This window comes from Deinococcus aestuarii, assembly GCF_018863415.1.
GTDB lineage: Bacteria > Deinococcota > Deinococci > Deinococcales > Deinococcaceae > Deinococcus > Deinococcus aestuarii.
The window spans coordinates 37,017-55,464 of record NZ_JAHKSN010000010.1 but is presented as its reverse complement, the minus strand read 5'-3'; the positions used below and the strand labels follow the sequence as shown (position 1 = coordinate 55,464).

Genomic DNA, 18,448 nt, shown 5'->3' with positions numbered 1-18,448 from the left:
CATGACCCCAGCACACACCCCGTCGGCACACTCCGTTCCAGCCCGCCGCCTCGCGCTGCCCCTGTCCCTCCTGCTGCTCCTCGCCGCGTGCTCGCCGGGGGGGCAGGGGGGCGAGGGTGCCGCTTCCGGCTCGGCCCGCCCCGCCGCTACCCGCAACGACCTCGACGCCGCGCCCGCCAAGACGACCGCCCTCGCCGTGCGGACGGTCCCGGCCCGCACGGGCACCCTGACGGTCCAGCGCACCGCCTCGGCCACCATCCGCGCCGACCGCGACAGCAACGTCGCCGCGCAGGCGAGCGGGACGGTCGAGCGCGTCCTCGCCCAGGAGGGCGAGCGGGTGGGGGCCGGACAGGTCGTCGTGGGGCTCGACGACACCCAGGCGCGGCAGGCCCTGGAAAACGCCCGCCTCCAGGCCCAGCAGGCGAGCATCAGCCTGGAGCAGGCCCGCACGAACACCGGACAGGCGACGGCTTCCCTCCAGGCCGCCGTGCAGGCCGCCGAGGCGAGTCTCGCCAAGGCCCGGCAGGACGCCGCGAGCGCCGAGAACCTCTACGGCCTCGGCGGCATCAGCCAGGCGGACCTCAACGCCGCCCGCAGCGCGCTGGCGCAGGCCCAGAGCGCCCTCGCCCAGGCCCGCAACAACCTCGCGCAAAACGGGCGGGGCGGGCAGAGCAGCCTCGCCCTGCTCCAGACACAGCTCGAAACCGCCCAGGCGGGTGTGCGGCAGGCGCAGGAAAACCTCAGCCGGACGGCGGTCAAGGCCCCCTTCGCCGGGGTGATCGCCTCGCTCGCGGTGGAGGTCGGGGAGTTCGCCTCCCAGGGGAGCCCGGTCTTCCGCCTCGTGGACGAGGGGAGCGTGAAGGCCACCTTCAACGTGACCCCGGCGGACGCGGCGGCCCTGAAACCCGGCACCCGGCTCAACCTGGGCTACGGGGGCGTGAACTACGTCGCCGTCGTGCAGGACGCGAGCGGGGTGGCCGGGACCGACCGCCTCGTGCCGGTCACCGCGCGGGTGGAGGGGGGCGGCAAGCTCCCGGTCGGCGGCACGGCGCAGGTGCGCTACCGCGCGACCCTGGGCAGCGGCGTGCTCGTGCCCACCGGGGCGATCCAGGTCGAGGGCGGCGAGAACGCCGTGTACGTCGCCGGGGACGGAACGGCCCGCCGGGTCCCGGTCACGGTCGTCGCCGAGTCGCAGGGGCAGGTCGCCGTGCGCGGGCTTCCGGCGGGCGCCCGCGTGATCTTCCCGGTGCCGCCGAGCCTTCAGGACGGGGCGAGCGTCCGCGTCGGGGCCCCGGCCGCCCAGACTCCGGCAGCCGGAACGGGGGGACAGAACCCATGAGCGTTCACGAGCAGCCCGAGTTCACCGCGCCGCGCGGGACCCTGCCCGACGGCACCCCCGAGCCCATCATCAACCCGGCCGTGCGCTTCAGCGTGCGCAACTACGTCTTTTCCATCGGCGTCTTCGTGCTCGCGGTGCTGCTGGGGCTGGTCGCCACCACCCGCTTGGGCGTGGAGCTGCTGCCCAACTTCGAGGTGCCCGTCCTGGCGGTGAGCACCTCGTACCCCGGCGCGACCCCCGATCAGGTGGACCGCGAGGTGAGCCGCCCGGTCGAGGACGCGGTGAGCACCCTCGGCGGCGTGGCGGACATCAACTCGACCTCGGTGAGCGGGCAGTCGGCGGTGGTGATCACCTTCGCCGACGGGACGAACATCGACTCGGCGGCGAACAGCGTCTCGCAGGCGGTCGCGGCGATCCGCGCCACCCTGCCGGAGGGGACCGAGGCCCCGGTCGTCCAGAAGTTCGACCCCAACGCCCAGCCCATCCTCACCCTGGCCCTGGGCGGCGGCGCGGCCCCGGCGGCGGACGTGACGACCTACGCCGAGGACGTGCTCGTGCCCCGGCTGGAGCGGGTGGAGGGCGTGGCCGACGTGAGCGTGTCGGGCGGCCCCGAGCGGCAGATCCAGGTGCTGCTCGACCCCGCGCGGCTCCAGGCGTACAACCTCGCGCCGGGCCGGGTGTCGGCGGCGATCCAGGCTTCCGCGCTCGACCTCCCCGCCGGGAGCGTGACCCAGGGCGGCAACACCATCGGCTTTTCCACCCGCAACACGCCGACCTCGCTCGCGGACGTGGAGCGCATCGTGGTCGATCCCTCCACGGGGCTGCGGGTGGCGGACGTGGCGAGCGTGCGCGACGCGGCGGCCCAGGCCACGAGCTACGCGCGGCTCAACGGCCAGCCCGCCGTGCTCCTCGACGTGCGCAAGGCGAGCGGCACGAACAGCGTGGCGGTGGCCGACAACGTGCGCGCGGCGATGGAGGCCCAGCCCCTCCCCGCCGGATACCGCCTGACCCTGGCGAACGACACCACCCGCGAGACCCGCGCGACCGTGGAAGACACCTTCAAGGAGTTCCTGCTCGCCATCGGGGCGGTCGGCGTGATCGTGCTGCTGTTCCTGGGGCGGCTGAACACCGTCTTCGCCGTTATTCTCGCCATCCCGATCTCGATCAGCGCCGCGCCGCTGCTGTACTCGGCGCTGGGCTTCACCTTCAACATCGTCTCGCTGCTCGCCGTCATCGTCGCCATCGGCATCGTGGTGGACGACTCCATCGTGGTCGCGGAGAACGTGCAGCGTTACCGCGACATGGGGTACGGCCAGATCAGGAGCGTGCTCCTCGGCGCGTCGGAGGTCTTTTCCGCCGTGACCGCCGCGAGCTTCTCGCTGCTCGCCGTGCTGATCCCGCTCTCGTTCATGCCGGGCATCCTGGGGCAGTTCTTCAGCCAGTTCGGCCTGGGCCTCGCCGCCGCGATCACGATGAGCTGGCTGGAGGCGCTGCTCTTCCTGACGGTCCGCATGGCGTACACCCGCGACCCCGAGCCGATCTCGTGGCGCGAGGTGCCGGGGGTCCTCGCCCGGCTGCCGCGCTTTTTCGGCCAGGCGCTGGCCGGGGTGCGCCGCCTGCCGGGGCTGCTCCTGCTGGCCCTGTTCGGCGCCGTCGCCTGGACCGCGCTCGACCGGGCGACCTCGCTCCCGACCCCCGCCGTGGCCGTCCTCGCGGTGGTGCTCGCGCCCGTGCTGCTGACGCTCGTGCGCTACGTCCTGACCGCCCTGCTCGCCCTGCTGGAGGCGCTGACGGGAACCCTGCACGGGTTCACCGACCGGGGGGTCAGGGGGACCGCCCGCGCGTATGCCCGCTCGGTGGGCGGGGCGCTGCGGCGGCCCTGGGTGGTCATGCTGGTTGCGGGGATCTTCCTCGCCAGCGTTCCGCTCGCCATGCGCGGGATCGGCTTCTCGTTCGTGCCGAACAGCGACTCGGGCATCCTGGTCGTGGAGGCGGAGCTGCCCACCGGGACCGATCTCGCCACCACGAACGCCCTCACGGCCCGCCTGGAGGACAACCTGCTCGCGCGGGACGAGGTGCGGCTGGTGCAGACGAGCGTGGGCGCCGGGGGCTTCACGGGCGGCACGAACGCGAACGCCGCCACGCTGACCCTCACCCTGGCCCCCCGGGAGGAGCGCCCCGGCATCGAGACCCTCGCCGCGCGCTACGGGGCCGACCTCGGGAAAGTCGCCGCCCGCGTCCCCGGCGCCGAGGTGCGCGTCTCCGCCCAGCAGGGCGGCCCCGGCGGCAGCGCGGACCTCAGCCTCGCGCTCACCGCCCCCAACCAGGCCCTCCTGGTCGAGCGCAACCGCGAGGTCGTGCGGCTGCTTTCTCAGGACCCCAACATCGCCACCCTGGAGAGCAGCCTGAGCGCCACCCGCCAGGAGCGGACCTTCGTGCCCGACCCCGCCCGCCTCGCCGGAAGCGGCCTGAGCGCGAGCGACATCGCCCAGGCCCTGCGGACCTACAACGACGGCACGACGGCGGGCAACCTGCGCGACGGCGACCGCAGCGTGGACATCGTGGTGCGGCTCGACCCCGCCGAGGTGCAGGGCGAACAGAGCCTGCTCTCGCAGACGGTGTACTCGCAGGCCCTCGGCGCGAACATCCCGCTCGCGCAGCTCGGGACCTTCCAGCTCCGGCAGGCCCCGGCGACCCTCAGCCGCCTGAACAAGGCCTACACCGCCACCCTCGACATCAACCTCGTGCCGGGGGGGCCCAACCCCTTCGCCTACCAACGCGTGATCACCGACCGGGTGGCGGCGGCGGGTCTGCTGGGGGACGGCGTGACGCTGGGCAACGCCTCGGCCTTCGGCAGCGCGGGCCTGACGAGCGACCTCGTGTTCTACGGCCCCATCGTGCTCGTGCTCGCGGTGCTGCTGACCTACCTCGTGCTGGGCTCGCAGTTCAACTCGTTCCGGTACCCGATCTACCTGCTGCTGCCCGTGCCGCTCGCCATCGTGGGGGCGCTGTGGACGCTGAACTTCTTCGGGGTGAACCTCGACGTGATCACGGTGCTCGGCATGGTGATCTTGCTCGGGCTCTCCACGAAGAACTCGATTCTCTACCTCGAATTCGTGACCGAGCGGATGCGGGTCCTGCCCCTGCGCGACGCCCTGATCGAGGCCGCCGAGCTGCGCTTCCGCCCGATCATCATGACCACCCTGACGGTGCTCGTGATCAGCCTGCCGCTCGTCTTCGGGCAGGGCGACGGGGCCGAGTTCCGCCGCGGCCTGGGCATCGTGATCCTGGGCGGCGTGATCACGTCCACCCTGCTGACCTTCTACGTGGTGCCGAGCGTCTTTTACTTCTTCGAGCGCGGGCGGCAAAAGCCCCGCGAGGTCAACCTCTCCCAGGTCCCGTCGCCCGCCCTGCCCGCCTCGGACTGAGCCCGGCCTCCGCCGCCCCGCGTCAAGCCCCGCCCTCCGTGGCCGGGGCTTTTTTCACGCTTTCCTGCACCTTGGGTGAAGACCCGCCGGGTTCGTGCCTCCTACAATGCGGGCTGAGCCGTGAAGGAGCCGAGCCGCCCTCCCCCGGAACCCGGGCGGGCCACGCTGGGGGCGTCCGGCAAAGAGAAGGAGTGACCCTCGACATGGACTGGCAGAACCTTCCCGGAGGCGGGAATATCGAGGACCGCAGGGGCGGAGGCATCCCCGGCGGCGGCATCGCGGTGGGCGGCGTGGGCGGGCTGATCATCGCCCTGATCGCCATGTTCTTCGGGGTGGACCCCGGCGCGATTCTCGGCGGCGGGCAGGTCACGCCCACCACGCAGACGCGGCCCCAGACCCAGCCCGGCACGCAGGACGAGGCGTACCAGTTCGTCGACCGCATCCTGGGCAGCACGAACACCGTCTGGGGGGGTATTTTTCAGCAGGCCGGGCGGACCTACACGCCGCCGACGCTGGTGCTGTTCAGTGGCGGGGTGCAGAGCGCGTGCGGGCAGGCGAGCAGCGCGGTCGGGCCCTTCTACTGCCCGCTCGACAACAAGGTGTACCTCGACACCAGCTTCTTCTCCCAGATGGACCGTCGGCTCGGCGGGGGCGGCGACTTCGCCTACTCCTACGTGATCGCCCACGAGGTCGGGCACCACGTGCAGAACGAACTCGGGATCGCCGATCAGGTCGAGCGGGCCCAGCGCCAGGCGCGCAGCGAGGCCGAGGCGAACCAGTCCGGGGTGCGGCTCGAACTCCAGGCCGACTGCTTTGCGGGCGTGTGGGGCAACCGGGTCTCCAGCCTCGCCAACCTGACGGAAGCGGACGTGCGCGAGGCGGTCGACACCGCGACCGCCATCGGCGACGACACCCTCCAGCGGCAGGGACAGGGCTACGTGGTGCCCGACTCCTTCACCCACGGGTCGAGCCAGCAGCGCGTCCGCTGGTTCATGACGGGGTTCCAGACGGGCGACCCCAACAAGTGCGACACCTTCAACCAGAGTTACGGCCAGCTCTGAGGCTCGCCTTCATCCACCCCGCACCCGGCCGCGCTTTCATGGGCCCGTGATCCCGAAGCGCCCCCGACCTCAGCCCCAGTGGACGGTCGGGGGCTTGCCCGTGCAGCTCAGACGCAGCGCCCGCCGCCGCACCCTGTCCCTGCACGTCGCGCCCGGCGCGGTCACGGTCCACGCCCCGGCCCGCACGCCGGAGGCCCTAATCGAGACCTTTCTGGAGGCCAGGCGGGGCTGGGCCGAGCGGCACCTCGCCGCCTACGCGGCCCGCAGCGCCCCCGCCCCCCTGGAGGACGGCTCTCCCTTGCCCTTCCTGGGGGAGACGCTGACCCTGCGCCTGACGCCGGGAATGCGGGCGCCCCGGCGGTCGGGGGCCGAGCTGCATGTGGCTCCCGGCGACCCCGCCGACGTCCGGGCTGGGGTCGAGCGGTGGTACCGCCGGGCCGCCCTCCCCGAGTTGCGCGCGCTGGTGGAGGGGTACGCGGACGCGCTGGGCGCGCGGGACCGCCTGCGCCGTTTTGGCCTGAGCGCCGCCCGCACCCGCTGGGGAAGCTGCACGGCCGGGGGCGACATCCGGCTCCACTGGCTCCTGGCCCGCGCTCCCCGCGAGGTCGCCGCCTACGTCGCCCTGCATGAGGCCGCGCACCTGCTCGAACTCAACCACTCGCCCCGCTACTGGGCGCACGTCGCCCGCCAGATGCCGGGGCACGCGACGTCCCGGGCGTGGCTGAAGGCCCACGGGCACACCCTGGCGCTGGAATAGACCAAGAAGGGGGCGGCCGCGGGAGGTCTCCCGGGCCGCCTCAGCCTCAGGCGCACGCCCTCACATCGCGGGCATCGGGCTGGGCAGGCCCGGCGTGTCGGGGTTGCTGGTCGGCATGGGCTCGGGCATCCCGGGGGTGTCGGGGTTCATGGGCGGGTCCATGATCGGCCCGGTGTCGTCCCCTCCCGGCATCTGCTCGGGGAGGGGGGCGGGAATGTCGGTCGGCTCGGTGGCGGGGGCGGCGGGACGGTCGTAGGGAGACGTCATGGGGCAGACCTCCTGGGGTAGGGATGGCGCCAGTATCGGACGGCCCCGGGGAGCGGCGGGGGAGAGGGGGGTAAAGGTGTGTTCAGGTCGGGACCGAACGGCGAGCCTCGGGCCCGGCGGACCGGGGTCATGCCGGGTGGAGGACCCTGGCCTCGGGGCTTCCCGGACCCACCCGATTGGGGGTACCCCCGTCCAGGGCTAGGGGAAGACCGAGCAGGCTCTCACACTGAACGCATGAAGGGATCCTCCTCCACACGCGGCGCGACCCTGGTTGTCGTCGTGTTGTTCACGACGTTGCTGCTGGCCGTGCTGCTGGCCGCCTCGTCACAGCTCACGCTGTCCGGCCGCCGCAGTGTCGGCGATCAGCGCGCCTCCTTGCAGGCCCAGTACGTCGCCGAGTCGGGGGTGGCGCTCGCGCGCAGCCGCCTGCGGGACGTGCAGACCCTGCTGTCGGCGGGGAACGTGCAGGTCAAGCCTGGAACCGGCATCGGCGACCTGAAGCTCTACGCGGAGAAGTTCTGCGGCAACGCCGTCTGGAGCTCCACCACGGACAGCGGCGGCACCGAGCACCAGACCTGCAAGGCGGTCGACACCGCCAACGCGGATCAGTTCGAGGTCTTCGCGCTTCTGGTCAAGGACACGGCCTATGACGTGCTGCCTGCTGCCGAGGAACAGCAGGCGGGCAGCACCCTCACGTCGCGCCGGGCGTTCTGGCGCACCCAGCTTGGCGGGACGCAAAACGCCTCGGGCGACGGCGTGACGCTCTCCTACCGGCTCAGGCCGACCCGGGTCGAGCGTGTGGGCGCGGCGAACTACCGCTTTCACCTCCAGTTCGACACCCTGAATGTGGGCGGCGAGCAGGCGAGCGCCCTGCGGGTGCTCAAGGCCAGCCGCACCAGCCGCACCGACTGGTGGGTGGACGTGAACTTGCCCAGCTACCTCGACAACGTGCTGTTCACCAACCACCACACGGTCAAACCGTCCAGCACGGCCAGCTCCTGGTCTCCCAGCGTCAATTTCAACGACCAGGTGTTCGACGGCCCGGTGCATACGAATGAACGCTTCCTCTTCACGCCCAACGCGACGGTCACGTTCAAGGGGACCCTCAGCAGCGCGGGCTGCACCGATCTGCCCAAGGTCGGCATGAAGTCGGACAGCAGTTGCACGCGCAAACCCGGCTTCTACGCCACCAGCCTCAGAGAGCCGGACAACGCCAGCGCGACCGATGCCGAGAAGAACAGCAACCTGCTGGCGAAGTTGAACAGCGCCACCGACGCGACGCTGGCCTCGGTCAAGAACTCGGACGGCACGTTGAGCGACAAGAAAGACGTCACCTTCACGGGAAGCTACCGGCCCATGCCCCTCAATGCCAATGACCAGCGCGCGGGCGCTCAGGGACTGGCCAAGGACGAGGACGGCAACCTCACCCGGGGAAGCGGACTGTACTTCAACGACGACATCCAGGCGGTCACGCTCATGGCGGGCGACTGGTCGGGGGGAAAAGTCGTGCCGCCCTCGACCTACAACGCCGCCACCAAGACGTGGAGCCCCGAGGCCAGATACCAGTTTATCCAGGTCAAGGACAAGAACGGCCTCGTCACCGTGTACCGGGCCGGGGAGGACCGGCGGCTGGAGAGGTGGAGCGGGGGAAGCTGGACCCTGGCCCTGGGCGACTTCAACGGCGTGCTGTTCGGCGAGAAGAATGTGGCCGGACTGACCGGGCCGGGGCGTGACGCGCAGGGCCGCCCGCTTCCCGCCCTCGCCCCCTTTTCCCAGATCACGGTCGCGGCACAAAATGACATCGAGATCGCCGGTGACCTGGTGCTCTCCAACGTTCCCTGTCACCCCGACGAGGCCGCCGACCTAGCCTGCCGCACCCAGAAGACCGAGACGCCCAAGAACGTGCTCGGCATCTACACCCAGAAGGGCGACGTCGTGATCACGAAAGCGGCGCCCAACAACCTGAACCTGCACGCCATGCTGATGTCGAGCGAGGGCGAGGTTCGCGTGGACGACTTCGACTCCGGCTCTCCTCGCGGAAACGTCAACCTGCTGGGCGGGCTGGTGGAGAACTGGTACGGGGCCTTCGGGCAGTTCAACTCCACCACCCGGGTCCAAACCACGGGCTACGGCCGAACCTTCTCCCATGATCGGCGCTTCCTCGACCCCGGCTTCACCCCGCCGTTTTTCCCCATCTCGCCCACCTGGGTGACAAAGGACGCCAGCGTGGAGAACAAAGCCCTGTTCGACTTCGTGGTGCAGCAGGGTGACAAGGGCGACCTGAGATGAGGAGCCCTGAGTCCAGAAGGGCGGGCTTTACCCTGCTCGAACTGCTCGTCGTGCTGACGGTGATCGGCGTGCTGATGGGCCTGTTCGGCGCCGGGTACCTGCGCAGCATCCGCGCGGGCGAGGTGCGGCAGGGGGCCGCGCAGATCGCCGCCGACCTGCGGGCCGCGCGCTCCAGCGCCCAGCGGCAGAGTCAGAACGCCTCGTTCGCCTGGGCCGACGGGATGACGGCGCTGAGCACCTATACCGTCATCCTGCCCTCCGGCCCCTCGGCCCGGTCCCTGCCCAACCGGGTGACCTTCCGCTGCGTCTCGGGTGGGGGCTGCCCGGCGGCCTCCTCCGGGGTCCGGACCCTGACCTACCTCGCCCCCTACGGCGAGATGACCAGCACCATCAACGGTCTGCGGCTGCTGGTGGAGAGCGCCACGCCGAACATCCCCGCCCTGGAGGTCCGGGTGGTGGGCGTGACCGGACGCGTGATGATCACGGCGGCGACCCCATGAGGTGCCTGGCGCCGCACCCCCAGGAGGATCAGACCTTGCCCATGACCCCACCCCCTTCCCCCCGGCGGCAACTCCAGGGCTTCACCCTGGTCGAGTTGCTCGTCGCCATCGCCCTGCTGGGCGTGTTGCTCGCCGTGATCATCCCGGGTATCACCGCCCTGCTGGGCATCAACCGGGTCGGCGAGCGGGAACTGACCTCCACCACCCAGGCCCAGCGTGTGCTGGAGGACGTGAAGGGCGCCTGGCAGGTCCAGAGCAACTACGACGGCAACTGCTCACCCGGGCTGGTGTTGCCCAGCGGGGTCACCCTGCAAAGCCGGTCGCTCGACTCGCGGGCCCAGAATCCGGGCAGCCTGGTCACGGTCTCGGTGGCCGCCACCTGCCCGGCGAGCACGGCGGCGCCCGTCATGCGCCGCGTGACGGTCACCGCCGGGACCGGCGCCCAGGCGACCACCCTCACGCTCGACGTGTTGAGGCCCCAGTGACGGGCCGGGCGAACGGCGAGGGCGGCTTCACCCTGGTCGAGCTGCTCGTCGTGACGGCCCTCCTCGGCGTCGTGCTGCTGGCCCTGAGCAGCACCTTCGTCAGCGGCTCGCAGACGACCGCCCTGGCGGTGGGCCGCGCCGAGTTGCAGCAGGAGACGGTCAACGCCGGGCAACTCATCGCGTCGCGCTTGAGGGAGGCGTGGTATGTCTTTCCACCCTCGCAGACCCTGGCGCTGGGCGGCGGCGAGCTGCGGCGCAACCCCCTCGCCTCGACCGCGAGCGGGAACTGGACGGTCGGGACCCACCCGATCCTGGCGATGGTCGTGCCGCCCCGTGAGACGCCCAGTGCGGCGAATGTCTGCTCCACCTCCACCCCGGAGTTCTGTTACCGCTTCTACGCCTACTACCCCGTCAAGCGGTCGGTCTGGGTCGCGGGTTCGAGCGGGGCTTCCAACCCGGGCAGCGACGCGGCCAACGACGCCTCGGTCTGGGTGCTCGCCGAGTACCGCGACTACTACTACGAGAGCAACCCGCTCACAACGGCGCTGAGCAGCCTCACGCTGCCGCCCACCGCGGGCAGCGACGCCAACTTGCTGTCAGACTATGTTGCCGTAACCACCAACGCGGGTTCCGGGGCCAATTACCGGATGTTCGACTATGCACTGAACTCCTCGGGGGCGGTGGTGGGGCTCAAGATCAACCTCGCCACCCAGCGGCAGATGAACGGCCGGGTCGTTCGCCTGCCCGACCCGGCGGGGGCCTACGCCCTGAGCGTCTATCCCCAGAACCTGGGGCGCGTGGCGATTCCCTGACCCCGGTCCCTCAACGAAGCTTGAACAGGGAGGTCGGCACGGGGGCGGGTAGACTGCCCCCATGCTCGTCACCACCCGGGTGCAGGACCTTCTCGCGCGCGAGCGGGCGCTGCTCGCCGACCTTCAGGCCTTCCTGGAGACGCAGGGCGCCCCCCCCGAGGCGGTCGAGTACGCGCGGGGGGCGGTGCGCTCGCTCGACGAGACCTTTCTCCTCGTCGTGGTGGGCGAGTTCAACGCGGGCAAGAGTTCGTTCGTGAACGCGCTCCTCGGCGAGGGCGTGCTGCCCGAGGGCGTGACCCCCACCACCGACCGCATCTACGTGCTCGTGCACGGGGAGCGGCCCGGCGAGCCCGAACCCACCCGCGACCCCTTCGTGAGCCGCCTGACCTACCCCCTGCCCAGCCTGGAGGGGGTGGCGCTGGTGGACACGCCGGGCACGAACGCGATCATCCGCCAGCACCAGGCCCTCACCGAGGGCTTCTTGCCCCGCGCCGACCTCGTGCTCTTCCTGACCTCGGCCGACCGCCCCTTCACCGAGTCCGAGCGGCAGTTCCTGGCGCTCGCCGCCCGCTGGGGCCGCAGCGTCGTCATGGTCGTGAACAAGGCCGATCTGCTGGAGACCCCAGCGCAGCGCGAGCAGGTCCGCGAGTTCGTGGAAAAGGGCGCGCGCGGGGTGCTGGGCTTGACCCCCCCCGTCTTCCTGATCAGCGCGCGGGGCGAGCGGCGGGGCGGCGACCCCGGCTTCGCCGCGCTGCGGGAGGCGCTCACCACCCGGCTCTCGGAGACCGGGCGCACCCGCCTCAAGCTGCAAAGTCCCCTCGGCACCGCCGCCGAAATTCTGGGCGGCGAGGAGGTCCGCGCCGAGGCCGCCCGACGGACACTCACGGAGGACCTGGGCATCTTGCGCGACCTCGAAGCCCAGCGTGAGCGCCACCGCGAGACGATGCTGGGCGAACTCGACGGGCAGCTCAACCGCCTGGGGCGGTTGCTGGGCGAGTTCGAGGTGCGGGCCGACCGCTTCATCGACGCGCGGCTGCGCTTTTCCAACCTGCGCGGGTTGATGAACGGGCGCGAGCTGGAGGAGGACTTCCGGCGCGAGGCGGTGGCCGAGCTGCCGGACGCCATCGACCGCCAGTTCGGCACGATGATCGACCGCTTCGTGGAGGCGAACCTGCACTTCTGGGAGGATGTGCAGGCCTTCCTGATCCGCCGCCAGCCTTCGAGCGAGGTGGCCCGCACCCGCTTCTCCTACGACCGCGGCGCCCTGCTGGAGGGGATCGCCGGGAGTGCCCGTCAGCACCTGGAGACGACCACCGAGCATGAACTCGCCCGCCAGCTCTCCCGCGACGCGGAGGACGCCCTCAAGGGGGCGGTGGGCGGCCTCGCCGGGGGCATCGGCATCGGGGCGGGGCTGGGGGCCCTCGTCGGGGCGACGGCGGTCGACTTCACCGGGGGCATCCTCGCGGGGCTCACGCTGGGGAGCCTGGGCCTGTTCGTGCTGCCCAACAAACGGCTTCAGGCCCACCGCGGGCTGCGCCAGAAAGTCGCCGAGCTGCGCGTGGCCCTGGAGCGCATCGTGCGCCGTGAGTACGAGCGCGAGCAGGAGCGTGCCGACGCCCGGCTGCGCGACGCGATCAGCCCCTACACCCGCTTCACCGAGCAGGAGCAGGCCCGGCTCGCGGGGGCGGGGGCGCGGGCGGCAGAGCTGCGCGGGCGGCTCGGCGCCCTTCAGGAGGAGGTCAAGGCGCTGGGGTAGGGGGCCGAGGTTTGACAACCCGGGGCGCATCGTCTACCCTTGTCCGTGCGGTATTTTCGCCGTTCAGGCTCGCCAGTGTAGCTCAGCGGTAGAGCAACTGATTCGTAATCAGTAGGTCGTCGGTTCAAATCCGACCCCTGGCTCCAGAGGAAGTCCGTCCGTTCCAGGGCGGGCTTTTCTTTTGCGGCCCTGTGGGGTTATGGAAAGCCCCGGACCCTCACGCCGTCTCCCCCCGCAGGAGCAGGCGGCGCGCCTCGACGAGGCGACGAAGCTCTGGAAAGGCGGGGTCGATGTCGAAGCGGTAGCCGTCCCAGTAGCCGTCGCGTTCAGGGTCGTAGCGGCGGGGTGGGGGCAGGTCTCCCGCCAGGGCCGCACGCTTCATCTCGCGCTGCACGCGGCTTCGCAGGGCGTCGGGGGGCATGGAGAGGACCTCCGGCACGGGGACGGGCGGCAGCACCCGCAGCCCCACCGGCTGGCCGTAGCGCAGGGTGGGGGAGAAGGGGTGCTCCCAGACGCGGTGCCCGCCCGTCAGCACCACGGGCAGCAGGGGCGCGCGCAGGTGCCGCGCGACCGCAAAGGCCCCCCGCTGAAAGTCCGTCTCCAGGCCGAGCACCGACCCCTGCGGAAAGAGGGCGAGGCTCTCCCCGCCCGCCAGCACCGCCCGCCCCGCCGTCAGGAGGTGCCGGTACGCGGCGGCCCCACTCTCGGGGGTGATGCTGAGGTGCCCCAGCCGCGCGATGGCCGGACCGACGAGCGGCCAGGTCAAGATCTCGTCCCGCGCGGCGAAGCGCAGCCGCAGCGGCAGCGTGAGGAGCGCCGGAACGTCGAGCAGGCTCTCGTGCAGGGCGACCACCACGAAGGGCCCGCCCCGCGCGTGTTCGCGCCCCCGGACGACCAGCCGAACTCCCAGGTGGCCCAGCAGCGCCGCGCTCGCTTCGCGCTGCCGCGTGGTGCGCTCCGCAGGCGTCAGGTCCGCCGGGAGGGCCGCCAGGGTCCGGGCCAGCCGGGTCAGGAGCGGGCGCCCGGCGAGGTGCAGCCGCATCCAGCCCCCCGGCGTCTCGGGTCGCAGGCGCAGGCGGGGCGGGGGTGAAGGGGGCAGGGTGGGAGGCACGGTCTCCCCGTCAGCGTGCCCGGTCCCGCCCCCGGAGGCCGTCAGGAACCTGACAGACCCACTCCCGGGCAGCGCGAAGCCCAGACCCCCGACCTTCACCACCGCCGCTGGATCGTCGGGCTGTCCCTTCCCGGCGTGGCGACGGGACAGCCCCGTGTCGCTCTCCCAGACGGGCATCGTCAAGAACCTGCCGGACCCCCCCGGTCCCTTCGACTCGGCCCGGGTGGACGCTTCCGAGTACGCCTACAAACGCCTGATGACCCCCGACGCCCTGATGATGGTGGTGAGTGACGGGGCGACCGCCCGGCTCGCGGCGGCGGGGGGCAAGGACCGGGCCGCGGCCCTGCCCCTCCCGCCGCTGGCGATGGGGCTGAAGATCGTGGGGGACGCCGCGACCGCCCTCGAACTCGGACGCGAGGAGTGGCAGCAGAACAAAGCGCTGGGCGCCTCCTGCCAGGTGGCGCGACCGTGGCCTCGCTCGCGTCTGTCGCGCTGGCCTTCCCCGGGACCCGCCGGGCGCTGCAAAGCCTGCTCGGGCGCCGAGCGGCCTGCCCCGGACCCGGTGGGGTGGTCGGTCCTCACCTTGGCGCGCTAGACTGAGCGGCTGAAACGCGCCGGAAGTGGCGCGGCGACCGGCGTGCTCCCAGGAACCGTTCCCGGGCGAGCCGCCGGGGCGAAAGGGGTATCACCGTGGCCGAAAAGGACATTGACAAGCTGCTTTCCCTCACCGACAGCAAGTACCGGCTGTCGGTCGTGACGGCCAAACGCGCCCTGCAACTCAGGTCCGGCGCACCCAGCGTGCTGCCCGTGGAAACGCGCGTGCGCACCCGCAACCTCGTCACCCAGGCGATGCGCGAGCTGGCGACCGGCAAGCTCACGGTCGGCACCGAGCTGATGGACGAGGGCCGTTTCCACCAGGACTACGTTCGCCAGAAGCAGGCCCAGCTTCAGGCGCAGCTCAACGCCGAGCGCGAACGCGAACGCGACTGAGGAGCCTTCGCCAAGTCGCCGTGGCTGACGCCGCTGCGCCCGGTACCTGGTTCGCAACCACCCTCCTTCACCAGCCCGCGGGGACCTCCTGCGGGCTTTTTTGTTGTCGGGACGGCAGACGGGACGGATAGCTCAGGTCCCGTGAGGGGTGGCGGCAGGCTCCACACCTCACAACGGAGACGCTGCGCCCACCCGCAAATTTACGGATGAACGGTGGGGAGGGCGAGCGAAGTGATCCTCCCCGTCCTCTTCCGGGCGGCCGCGGGGCGAAGCCCTGGGCCTGGATGGGGCTGGCCCCGTTCCCTCCAGCCCTGCGTCCGTGCCCGGGGAAAGGTGGCCGGGCCGCTAGAGTAACCCCCATGCTCACCGCCTTCGCCGTCCTCCTGAGCGTGACCGCCGTGCTGGCGTACCTCAACGAGCGCACGCTGCGCCTGCCCACCACCGTCGGCGTGACCCTGGCGGGAGCGCTGGCGAGCATCGGGTTGATCACGCTCGACGCCCTGGGGGTGCCGGGACTGCGCGGCTGGGCGGCGGGGCTTCTCCAGACCCTCGACTTCACCGATTTTGTTCTGAACGGCATCCTGAGCATCCTGCTCTTCGCGGGGGCGCTGGGCCTCGACGCGGGCCAGATGGTGCGCCAGCGGGTGAGCATCCTGACGCTGGCGCTGCTGAGCACCCTGATCAGCACGTTCCTGATCGGCTTCGCGGCCTACTTCGTGTTCGCGCTCGTGGGGCTGAACGTGCCCCTGATCTGGTCGCTGCTCTTCGGGGCGCTGATCAGCCCGACCGACCCCGTGGCCGTGCTCGACCTCCTCAAACGGGCGCGGGTTCCCGCCCGGATCGAGACCCTGATCGCGGGCGAGAGCCTTTTCAACGACGGGGTGGGCGTGGTGATCTTCCTCGTGCTCGCGGGGCTGGCGGGCTTCGGCGGGAGTCACGCGGAACCGAGCGTGGCGGGGGCGCTGGCCCTGTTCGTGCGCGAGGCGCTGGGCGGCCTGTTCTTCGGCGCCCTGCTCGGCGGGCTGGGCTACGCGCTGCTGCGCTCCATCGAGCAGCACGCGGTCGAGGTGCTGATCACGCTCGCGGTCGTCGTCGGGGGGTACGTGGCCGCCTCCGCCCTGGGAATCAGCGGGCCGCTGGCGATGGTCGTGGCCGGGCTGGTGATCTCCGCGACCAAGGACCGGGCCTTCGGTGCCGAGACCCGCGCCCACGTCGAGGGCTTCTGGGAGACCATCGATCAGGTGCTCAACATCCTGCTCTTCGCCTTTATCGGCCTCGACGTGCTGCTCACCGAGACGACCGGCCCGCAGGTCGTGGCGAGCGTGCTGCTCATCGGCGCCTCGCTCGCCGCCCGCTGGCTCAGCGTGGCCCTGCCCTTCGCGCTCGTGCGGGCGCGCGAGGGCTACGGGGCCTACACCGTGCGGCTGCTGACCTGGGGGGGGCTGCGCGGCGGCATCGCCATCAGCCTCGCCCTCAGCCTGCCGGACAGCCCCTACCGCACCCACGTCGTCACCGTCACCTACGCCGTGGTCCTGTTCACCATCGCCGTGCAGGGGCTCACGATCATGCCGCTCGTCCACCGGGCCGCCGAGTCGAGCGGCGAGGCGGCCCGTCCCTGACGAGGTGGGGCGCCGGGCGGTGTGCCCCGGCGCCCCACGCCCCGCCCCGCCGCTACTTGCCCGCCGCGACGCCCCCCGCCGTGACCCCGCTGACGAGCGCCTCGCGGATGCCCTGCGCGATGCCGAGCGCCACCCGGTCGAGGTAGTTGTGGTCTTTCAGGTTCAGGCCGTCGACCGGGTGGCTGGTGTACCCGATCTCGACGAGTGCGGCGGGAACGCGGCTGTTGCGCAGCACCGAGAGGGAACGGTTGCCCTTGAGGCCCTGCGAGAACGCGCCCGTCACGCCCACCACGTTTCTCTGGATCAGGGTGGCGAAGTTGCTCGACAGCGGGTGGTTGGGGTTCCACCACGTCTCGACCCCGTAGCCGCGCAGGGCGGTGCGGGCCTCCATCGCGTTCACGTGGATGCTCAGGAAGAGCTGGGTGCCGGGGGTGCCCGTGCGCGCACGCATCTCCAGGTCGGTCGCCTTGTTGCCGTGCAGGGCCGTATCCGTCTCGCGGGTGAGCACGGCGTCCACCCCCGCCGCCCGCAGCAGGGCCCGCACGCGCAGCGCCACGTCGAGCGTGACCTCCTTCTCGGTGATCGTGCCCACCGCGCCCGGATCGCGTCCGCCGTGCCCGGGGTCGATCACCACGCGCGGCTGCACGAGGCTCGCGCTCAGGGCCAGGATCGCCGTGCCGCGCGTGACGGGCACCGGCGGCACCGCCGCGACCACCCGGTCCCTGGGGCTCAGCGGCGTGAGGTCGGCCAGCGCCGGGGCGAGGTCGATGGCGAGCCGCGAGCGGTCGCTGCCCCCCGCCGGGGGCAGGAGCTGGGCCCGCCACCCGCTGCGGGAGGTCAGCGGCGTGCCCGTCAGCAGCGTCACCGTCACGCCCTGCCCGGTCGGCTCGAAACGCCACGCCCGCAGCTCCGGGCTCACGTTCTGCCCGGTCTGGGAAGAGGCCGTCACCCCGTCGAGTTCCACCCGCAGGCTCACCCCGCCCGGCACCAGCCGGTAGCTCGCTCCCGGCGGCAGGTCGAGCACCACCCGCGTCAGGCCGGGGTTCTTCCCCAGCCGCGGCACGGTCAGCGCCGCCCCCGCCTGAAAGCTGCCCGGCGCGCGTCCGCTCAGGGGGCTCGGTTGCCCCGCCTCGGGGCCGGGCAGGGCGGGTGCGGGCAGGGGGAGGGCCGTCTTCCCGGCGGCGGACACCGCGTCGCCCGGGGGCAGCCCCTCCGGAAGGGGGGTAGGCGGCACGGGGCGCGAGGCGGCCGGAGCCGCCGGGGTGGACGCCGCCGCAGGCGCCGCCGCGGCCGTCACCGTGGCGACCGTGCTCAGCGGCGCACTCAGGACGCTGCGCGCGTCGGGGCTCACGGGCGCCGCCGTCGAGCGCACGAGCGACTGCAACGAGGCGCTGGCCCCCCCCGCCAGCGTCGGGGCGAACTCCACGATCAGCACCCGCGCCCCGGTCGCCACCGTCGTCTCGGAGGCCCGCCAGCCGTCGGTCAGCGAAAGCGGGAAGGGCGTGACGAGCGTCACCTGCCCGCCCCCCGCCCGGTACTCACTCACGCTCGTGCCCAGCCGCGCACTCACGGCGGGCAGCACCCTCGCCCCGCGCACGTCAATCCGCAGGCCCCCGAAGGTCGGCGTGAGCTGGTACGTCACCCCCGGTGCCAGGTCGAACACCACCCGCGTCAGGCTCCCGTCGCTGCTGGCCCGCGGCAGCCCGAACGACGTTCCCGCCACGCCGGTCAGACTCAGCGCCCCCCCGCCCGCAGGAGCCGGCGTCGCCGAGCCTGCCTCCGCCGAACCCGCCGCGCCGCCTGCCGGAGCCTGGGCGGGCGGCGCGGTGCGAAGAGAGGGCGTGCTCTGCGCGGGCGCCGAACGCTGAAAGGGGTCCGTCTGGGCCGCAGCCCAGGACCCCGCCGCCGCGCACGACAAAAGAGATGAGAGCAAGATGACATGCGGCTTCATGGGTCTCCATACTGTACCCGTCGCTCGTGAGAAGCGCACATTTCGCCTCATGAGGTTCTAGAGTATAGGCCGGATAGAAACAA

At 71.9% G+C, this 18,448-nt stretch carries 15 protein-coding genes and 1 tRNA gene; 13 read left to right on the top strand and 3 right to left on the bottom strand.

Going from position 1 to position 18,448, the window contains the following annotated elements; all coding sequences use genetic code 11:
• Position 1 precedes the first annotated feature (1 nt).
• The 4 genes from IC605_RS13125 (at position 2) to IC605_RS13110 (ending at position 6,585) form a co-directional block, all read left to right on the top strand.
• Complete coding sequence (locus IC605_RS13125; RefSeq protein ID WP_216324671.1) at positions 2-1,339, top strand: efflux RND transporter periplasmic adaptor subunit; 1,338 nt, start codon at positions 2-4, stop codon at positions 1,337-1,339.
• Positions 1,336-4,767 carry an efflux RND transporter permease subunit gene (locus IC605_RS13120; RefSeq protein ID WP_216324668.1) on the top strand — a complete coding sequence of 1,144 codons (3,432 nt, stop codon included), beginning with the start codon at positions 1,336-1,338 and terminating at the stop codon, positions 4,765-4,767. Before IC605_RS13125 ends, IC605_RS13120 begins: the two co-directional genes overlap by 4 nt.
• Positions 4,768-4,970: 203 nt before the next feature.
• A complete protein-coding gene (gene ypfJ / locus IC605_RS13115) occupies positions 4,971-5,828 on the top strand; it encodes a KPN_02809 family neutral zinc metallopeptidase (protein WP_216325063.1) in 858 nt (285 codons plus the stop codon).
• Positions 5,829-5,874: 46 nt separating this feature from the next.
• The gene (locus IC605_RS13110) at positions 5,875-6,585 is read left to right on the top strand and encodes a M48 family metallopeptidase (RefSeq protein ID WP_343216609.1); all 711 of its coding nucleotides are present in this window, start codon (positions 5,875-5,877) and stop codon (positions 6,583-6,585) included.
• A gap of 60 nt (positions 6,586-6,645) precedes the next feature.
• Here the strand turns inward: IC605_RS13110 and IC605_RS13105 are convergent, their stop codons facing one another.
• Positions 6,646-6,852, bottom strand: coding sequence for a hypothetical protein (locus tag IC605_RS13105; protein WP_216324665.1), 207 nt, complete (start codon positions 6,850-6,852; stop codon positions 6,646-6,648).
• A gap of 234 nt (positions 6,853-7,086) precedes the next feature.
• Between IC605_RS13105 and IC605_RS13100 the strand changes: the two genes are divergently transcribed.
• From IC605_RS13100 to IC605_RS13075, 6 genes are all read left to right on the top strand, one after another.
• Positions 7,087-9,141, top strand: a complete 2,055-nt coding sequence (locus IC605_RS13100) for a pilus assembly PilX N-terminal domain-containing protein (protein WP_216324662.1) — start codon at positions 7,087-7,089, stop codon at positions 9,139-9,141.
• Positions 9,138-9,641, top strand: coding sequence for a prepilin-type N-terminal cleavage/methylation domain-containing protein (locus IC605_RS13095; protein ID WP_216324659.1), 504 nt, complete (start codon positions 9,138-9,140; stop codon positions 9,639-9,641). Before IC605_RS13100 ends, IC605_RS13095 begins: the two co-directional genes overlap by 4 nt.
• Positions 9,642-9,682: 41 nt before the next feature.
• Positions 9,683-10,126, top strand: coding sequence for a type II secretion system protein (locus tag IC605_RS13090; RefSeq protein WP_216324656.1), 444 nt, complete (start codon positions 9,683-9,685; stop codon positions 10,124-10,126).
• Entirely contained in the window at positions 10,123-10,938 is an 816-nt protein-coding gene (locus IC605_RS13085; RefSeq protein ID WP_216324652.1) for a PilW family protein, read from the top strand. The genes IC605_RS13090 and IC605_RS13085 overlap by 4 nt, the downstream gene beginning before the upstream one ends.
• 61 nt (positions 10,939-10,999) lie before the next feature.
• Entirely contained in the window at positions 11,000-12,694 is a 1,695-nt protein-coding gene (locus IC605_RS13080; protein WP_216324650.1) for a dynamin family protein, read from the top strand.
• 71 nt (positions 12,695-12,765) lie between these two features.
• Positions 12,766-12,840, top strand: a tRNA-Thr gene (locus tag IC605_RS13075).
• A 71-nt stretch (positions 12,841-12,911) separates the two neighbouring features.
• On the opposite strand, the gene IC605_RS13070 is transcribed toward IC605_RS13075, so the two are convergent.
• Positions 12,912-13,982, bottom strand: a complete 1,071-nt coding sequence (locus IC605_RS13070) for a lysophospholipid acyltransferase family protein (RefSeq protein WP_246580803.1) — start codon at positions 13,980-13,982, stop codon at positions 12,912-12,914.
• On the opposite strand from IC605_RS13070, the gene IC605_RS13065 reads away from it, so the two are divergent.
• The 3 genes from IC605_RS13065 (at position 13,960) to IC605_RS13055 (ending at position 16,414) form a co-directional block, all read left to right on the top strand.
• On the top strand, positions 13,960-14,400 hold the full coding sequence (locus IC605_RS13065; RefSeq protein WP_216324647.1) for a hypothetical protein: 441 nt from the start codon (positions 13,960-13,962) through the stop codon (positions 14,398-14,400). The genes IC605_RS13070 and IC605_RS13065 overlap by 23 nt on opposite strands.
• 95 nt (positions 14,401-14,495) lie before the next feature.
• Positions 14,496-14,795 carry a DNA-directed RNA polymerase subunit omega gene (gene rpoZ / locus IC605_RS13060; RefSeq protein ID WP_216324645.1) on the top strand — a complete coding sequence of 100 codons (300 nt, stop codon included), beginning with the start codon at positions 14,496-14,498 and terminating at the stop codon, positions 14,793-14,795.
• Positions 14,796-15,154: 359 nt separating this feature from the next.
• Positions 15,155-16,414 carry a cation:proton antiporter gene (locus IC605_RS13055; protein ID WP_216324643.1) on the top strand — a complete coding sequence of 420 codons (1,260 nt, stop codon included), beginning with the start codon at positions 15,155-15,157 and terminating at the stop codon, positions 16,412-16,414.
• 52 nt (positions 16,415-16,466) lie between these two features.
• Here the strand turns inward: IC605_RS13055 and IC605_RS13050 are convergent, their stop codons facing one another.
• Positions 16,467-18,365, bottom strand: coding sequence for an N-acetylmuramoyl-L-alanine amidase (locus IC605_RS13050; protein WP_216324641.1), 1,899 nt, complete (start codon positions 18,363-18,365; stop codon positions 16,467-16,469).
• Positions 18,366-18,448: the final 83 nt, after the last annotated feature.

Excerpts from the sequence above, each read along its gene's own strand:
- IC605_RS13125 (WP_216324671.1), top strand. The coding sequence starts at position 2 with ATGACCCCAGCACACACCCCGTCGGCACACTCCGTTCCAGCCCGCCGC.
- IC605_RS13120 (WP_216324668.1), top strand. The coding sequence starts at position 1,336 with ATGAGCGTTCACGAGCAGCCCGAGTTCACCGCGCCGCGCGGGACCCTG.
- ypfJ (WP_216325063.1), top strand. The coding sequence starts at position 4,971 with ATGGACTGGCAGAACCTTCCCGGAGGCGGGAATATCGAGGACCGCAGG.
- IC605_RS13105 (WP_216324665.1), bottom strand. The coding sequence starts at position 6,852 with ATGACGTCTCCCTACGACCGTCCCGCCGCCCCCGCCACCGAGCCGACC.
- IC605_RS13100 (WP_216324662.1), top strand. The coding sequence starts at position 7,087 with ATGAAGGGATCCTCCTCCACACGCGGCGCGACCCTGGTTGTCGTCGTG.
- IC605_RS13095 (WP_216324659.1), top strand. The coding sequence starts at position 9,138 with ATGAGGAGCCCTGAGTCCAGAAGGGCGGGCTTTACCCTGCTCGAACTG.
- IC605_RS13090 (WP_216324656.1), top strand. The coding sequence starts at position 9,683 with ATGACCCCACCCCCTTCCCCCCGGCGGCAACTCCAGGGCTTCACCCTG.
- IC605_RS13080 (WP_216324650.1), top strand. The coding sequence starts at position 11,000 with ATGCTCGTCACCACCCGGGTGCAGGACCTTCTCGCGCGCGAGCGGGCG.
- IC605_RS13070 (WP_246580803.1), bottom strand. The coding sequence starts at position 13,982 with ATGCCCGTCTGGGAGAGCGACACGGGGCTGTCCCGTCGCCACGCCGGG.
- IC605_RS13055 (WP_216324643.1), top strand. The coding sequence starts at position 15,155 with ATGCTCACCGCCTTCGCCGTCCTCCTGAGCGTGACCGCCGTGCTGGCG.
- IC605_RS13050 (WP_216324641.1), bottom strand. The coding sequence starts at position 18,365 with ATGAAGCCGCATGTCATCTTGCTCTCATCTCTTTTGTCGTGCGCGGCG.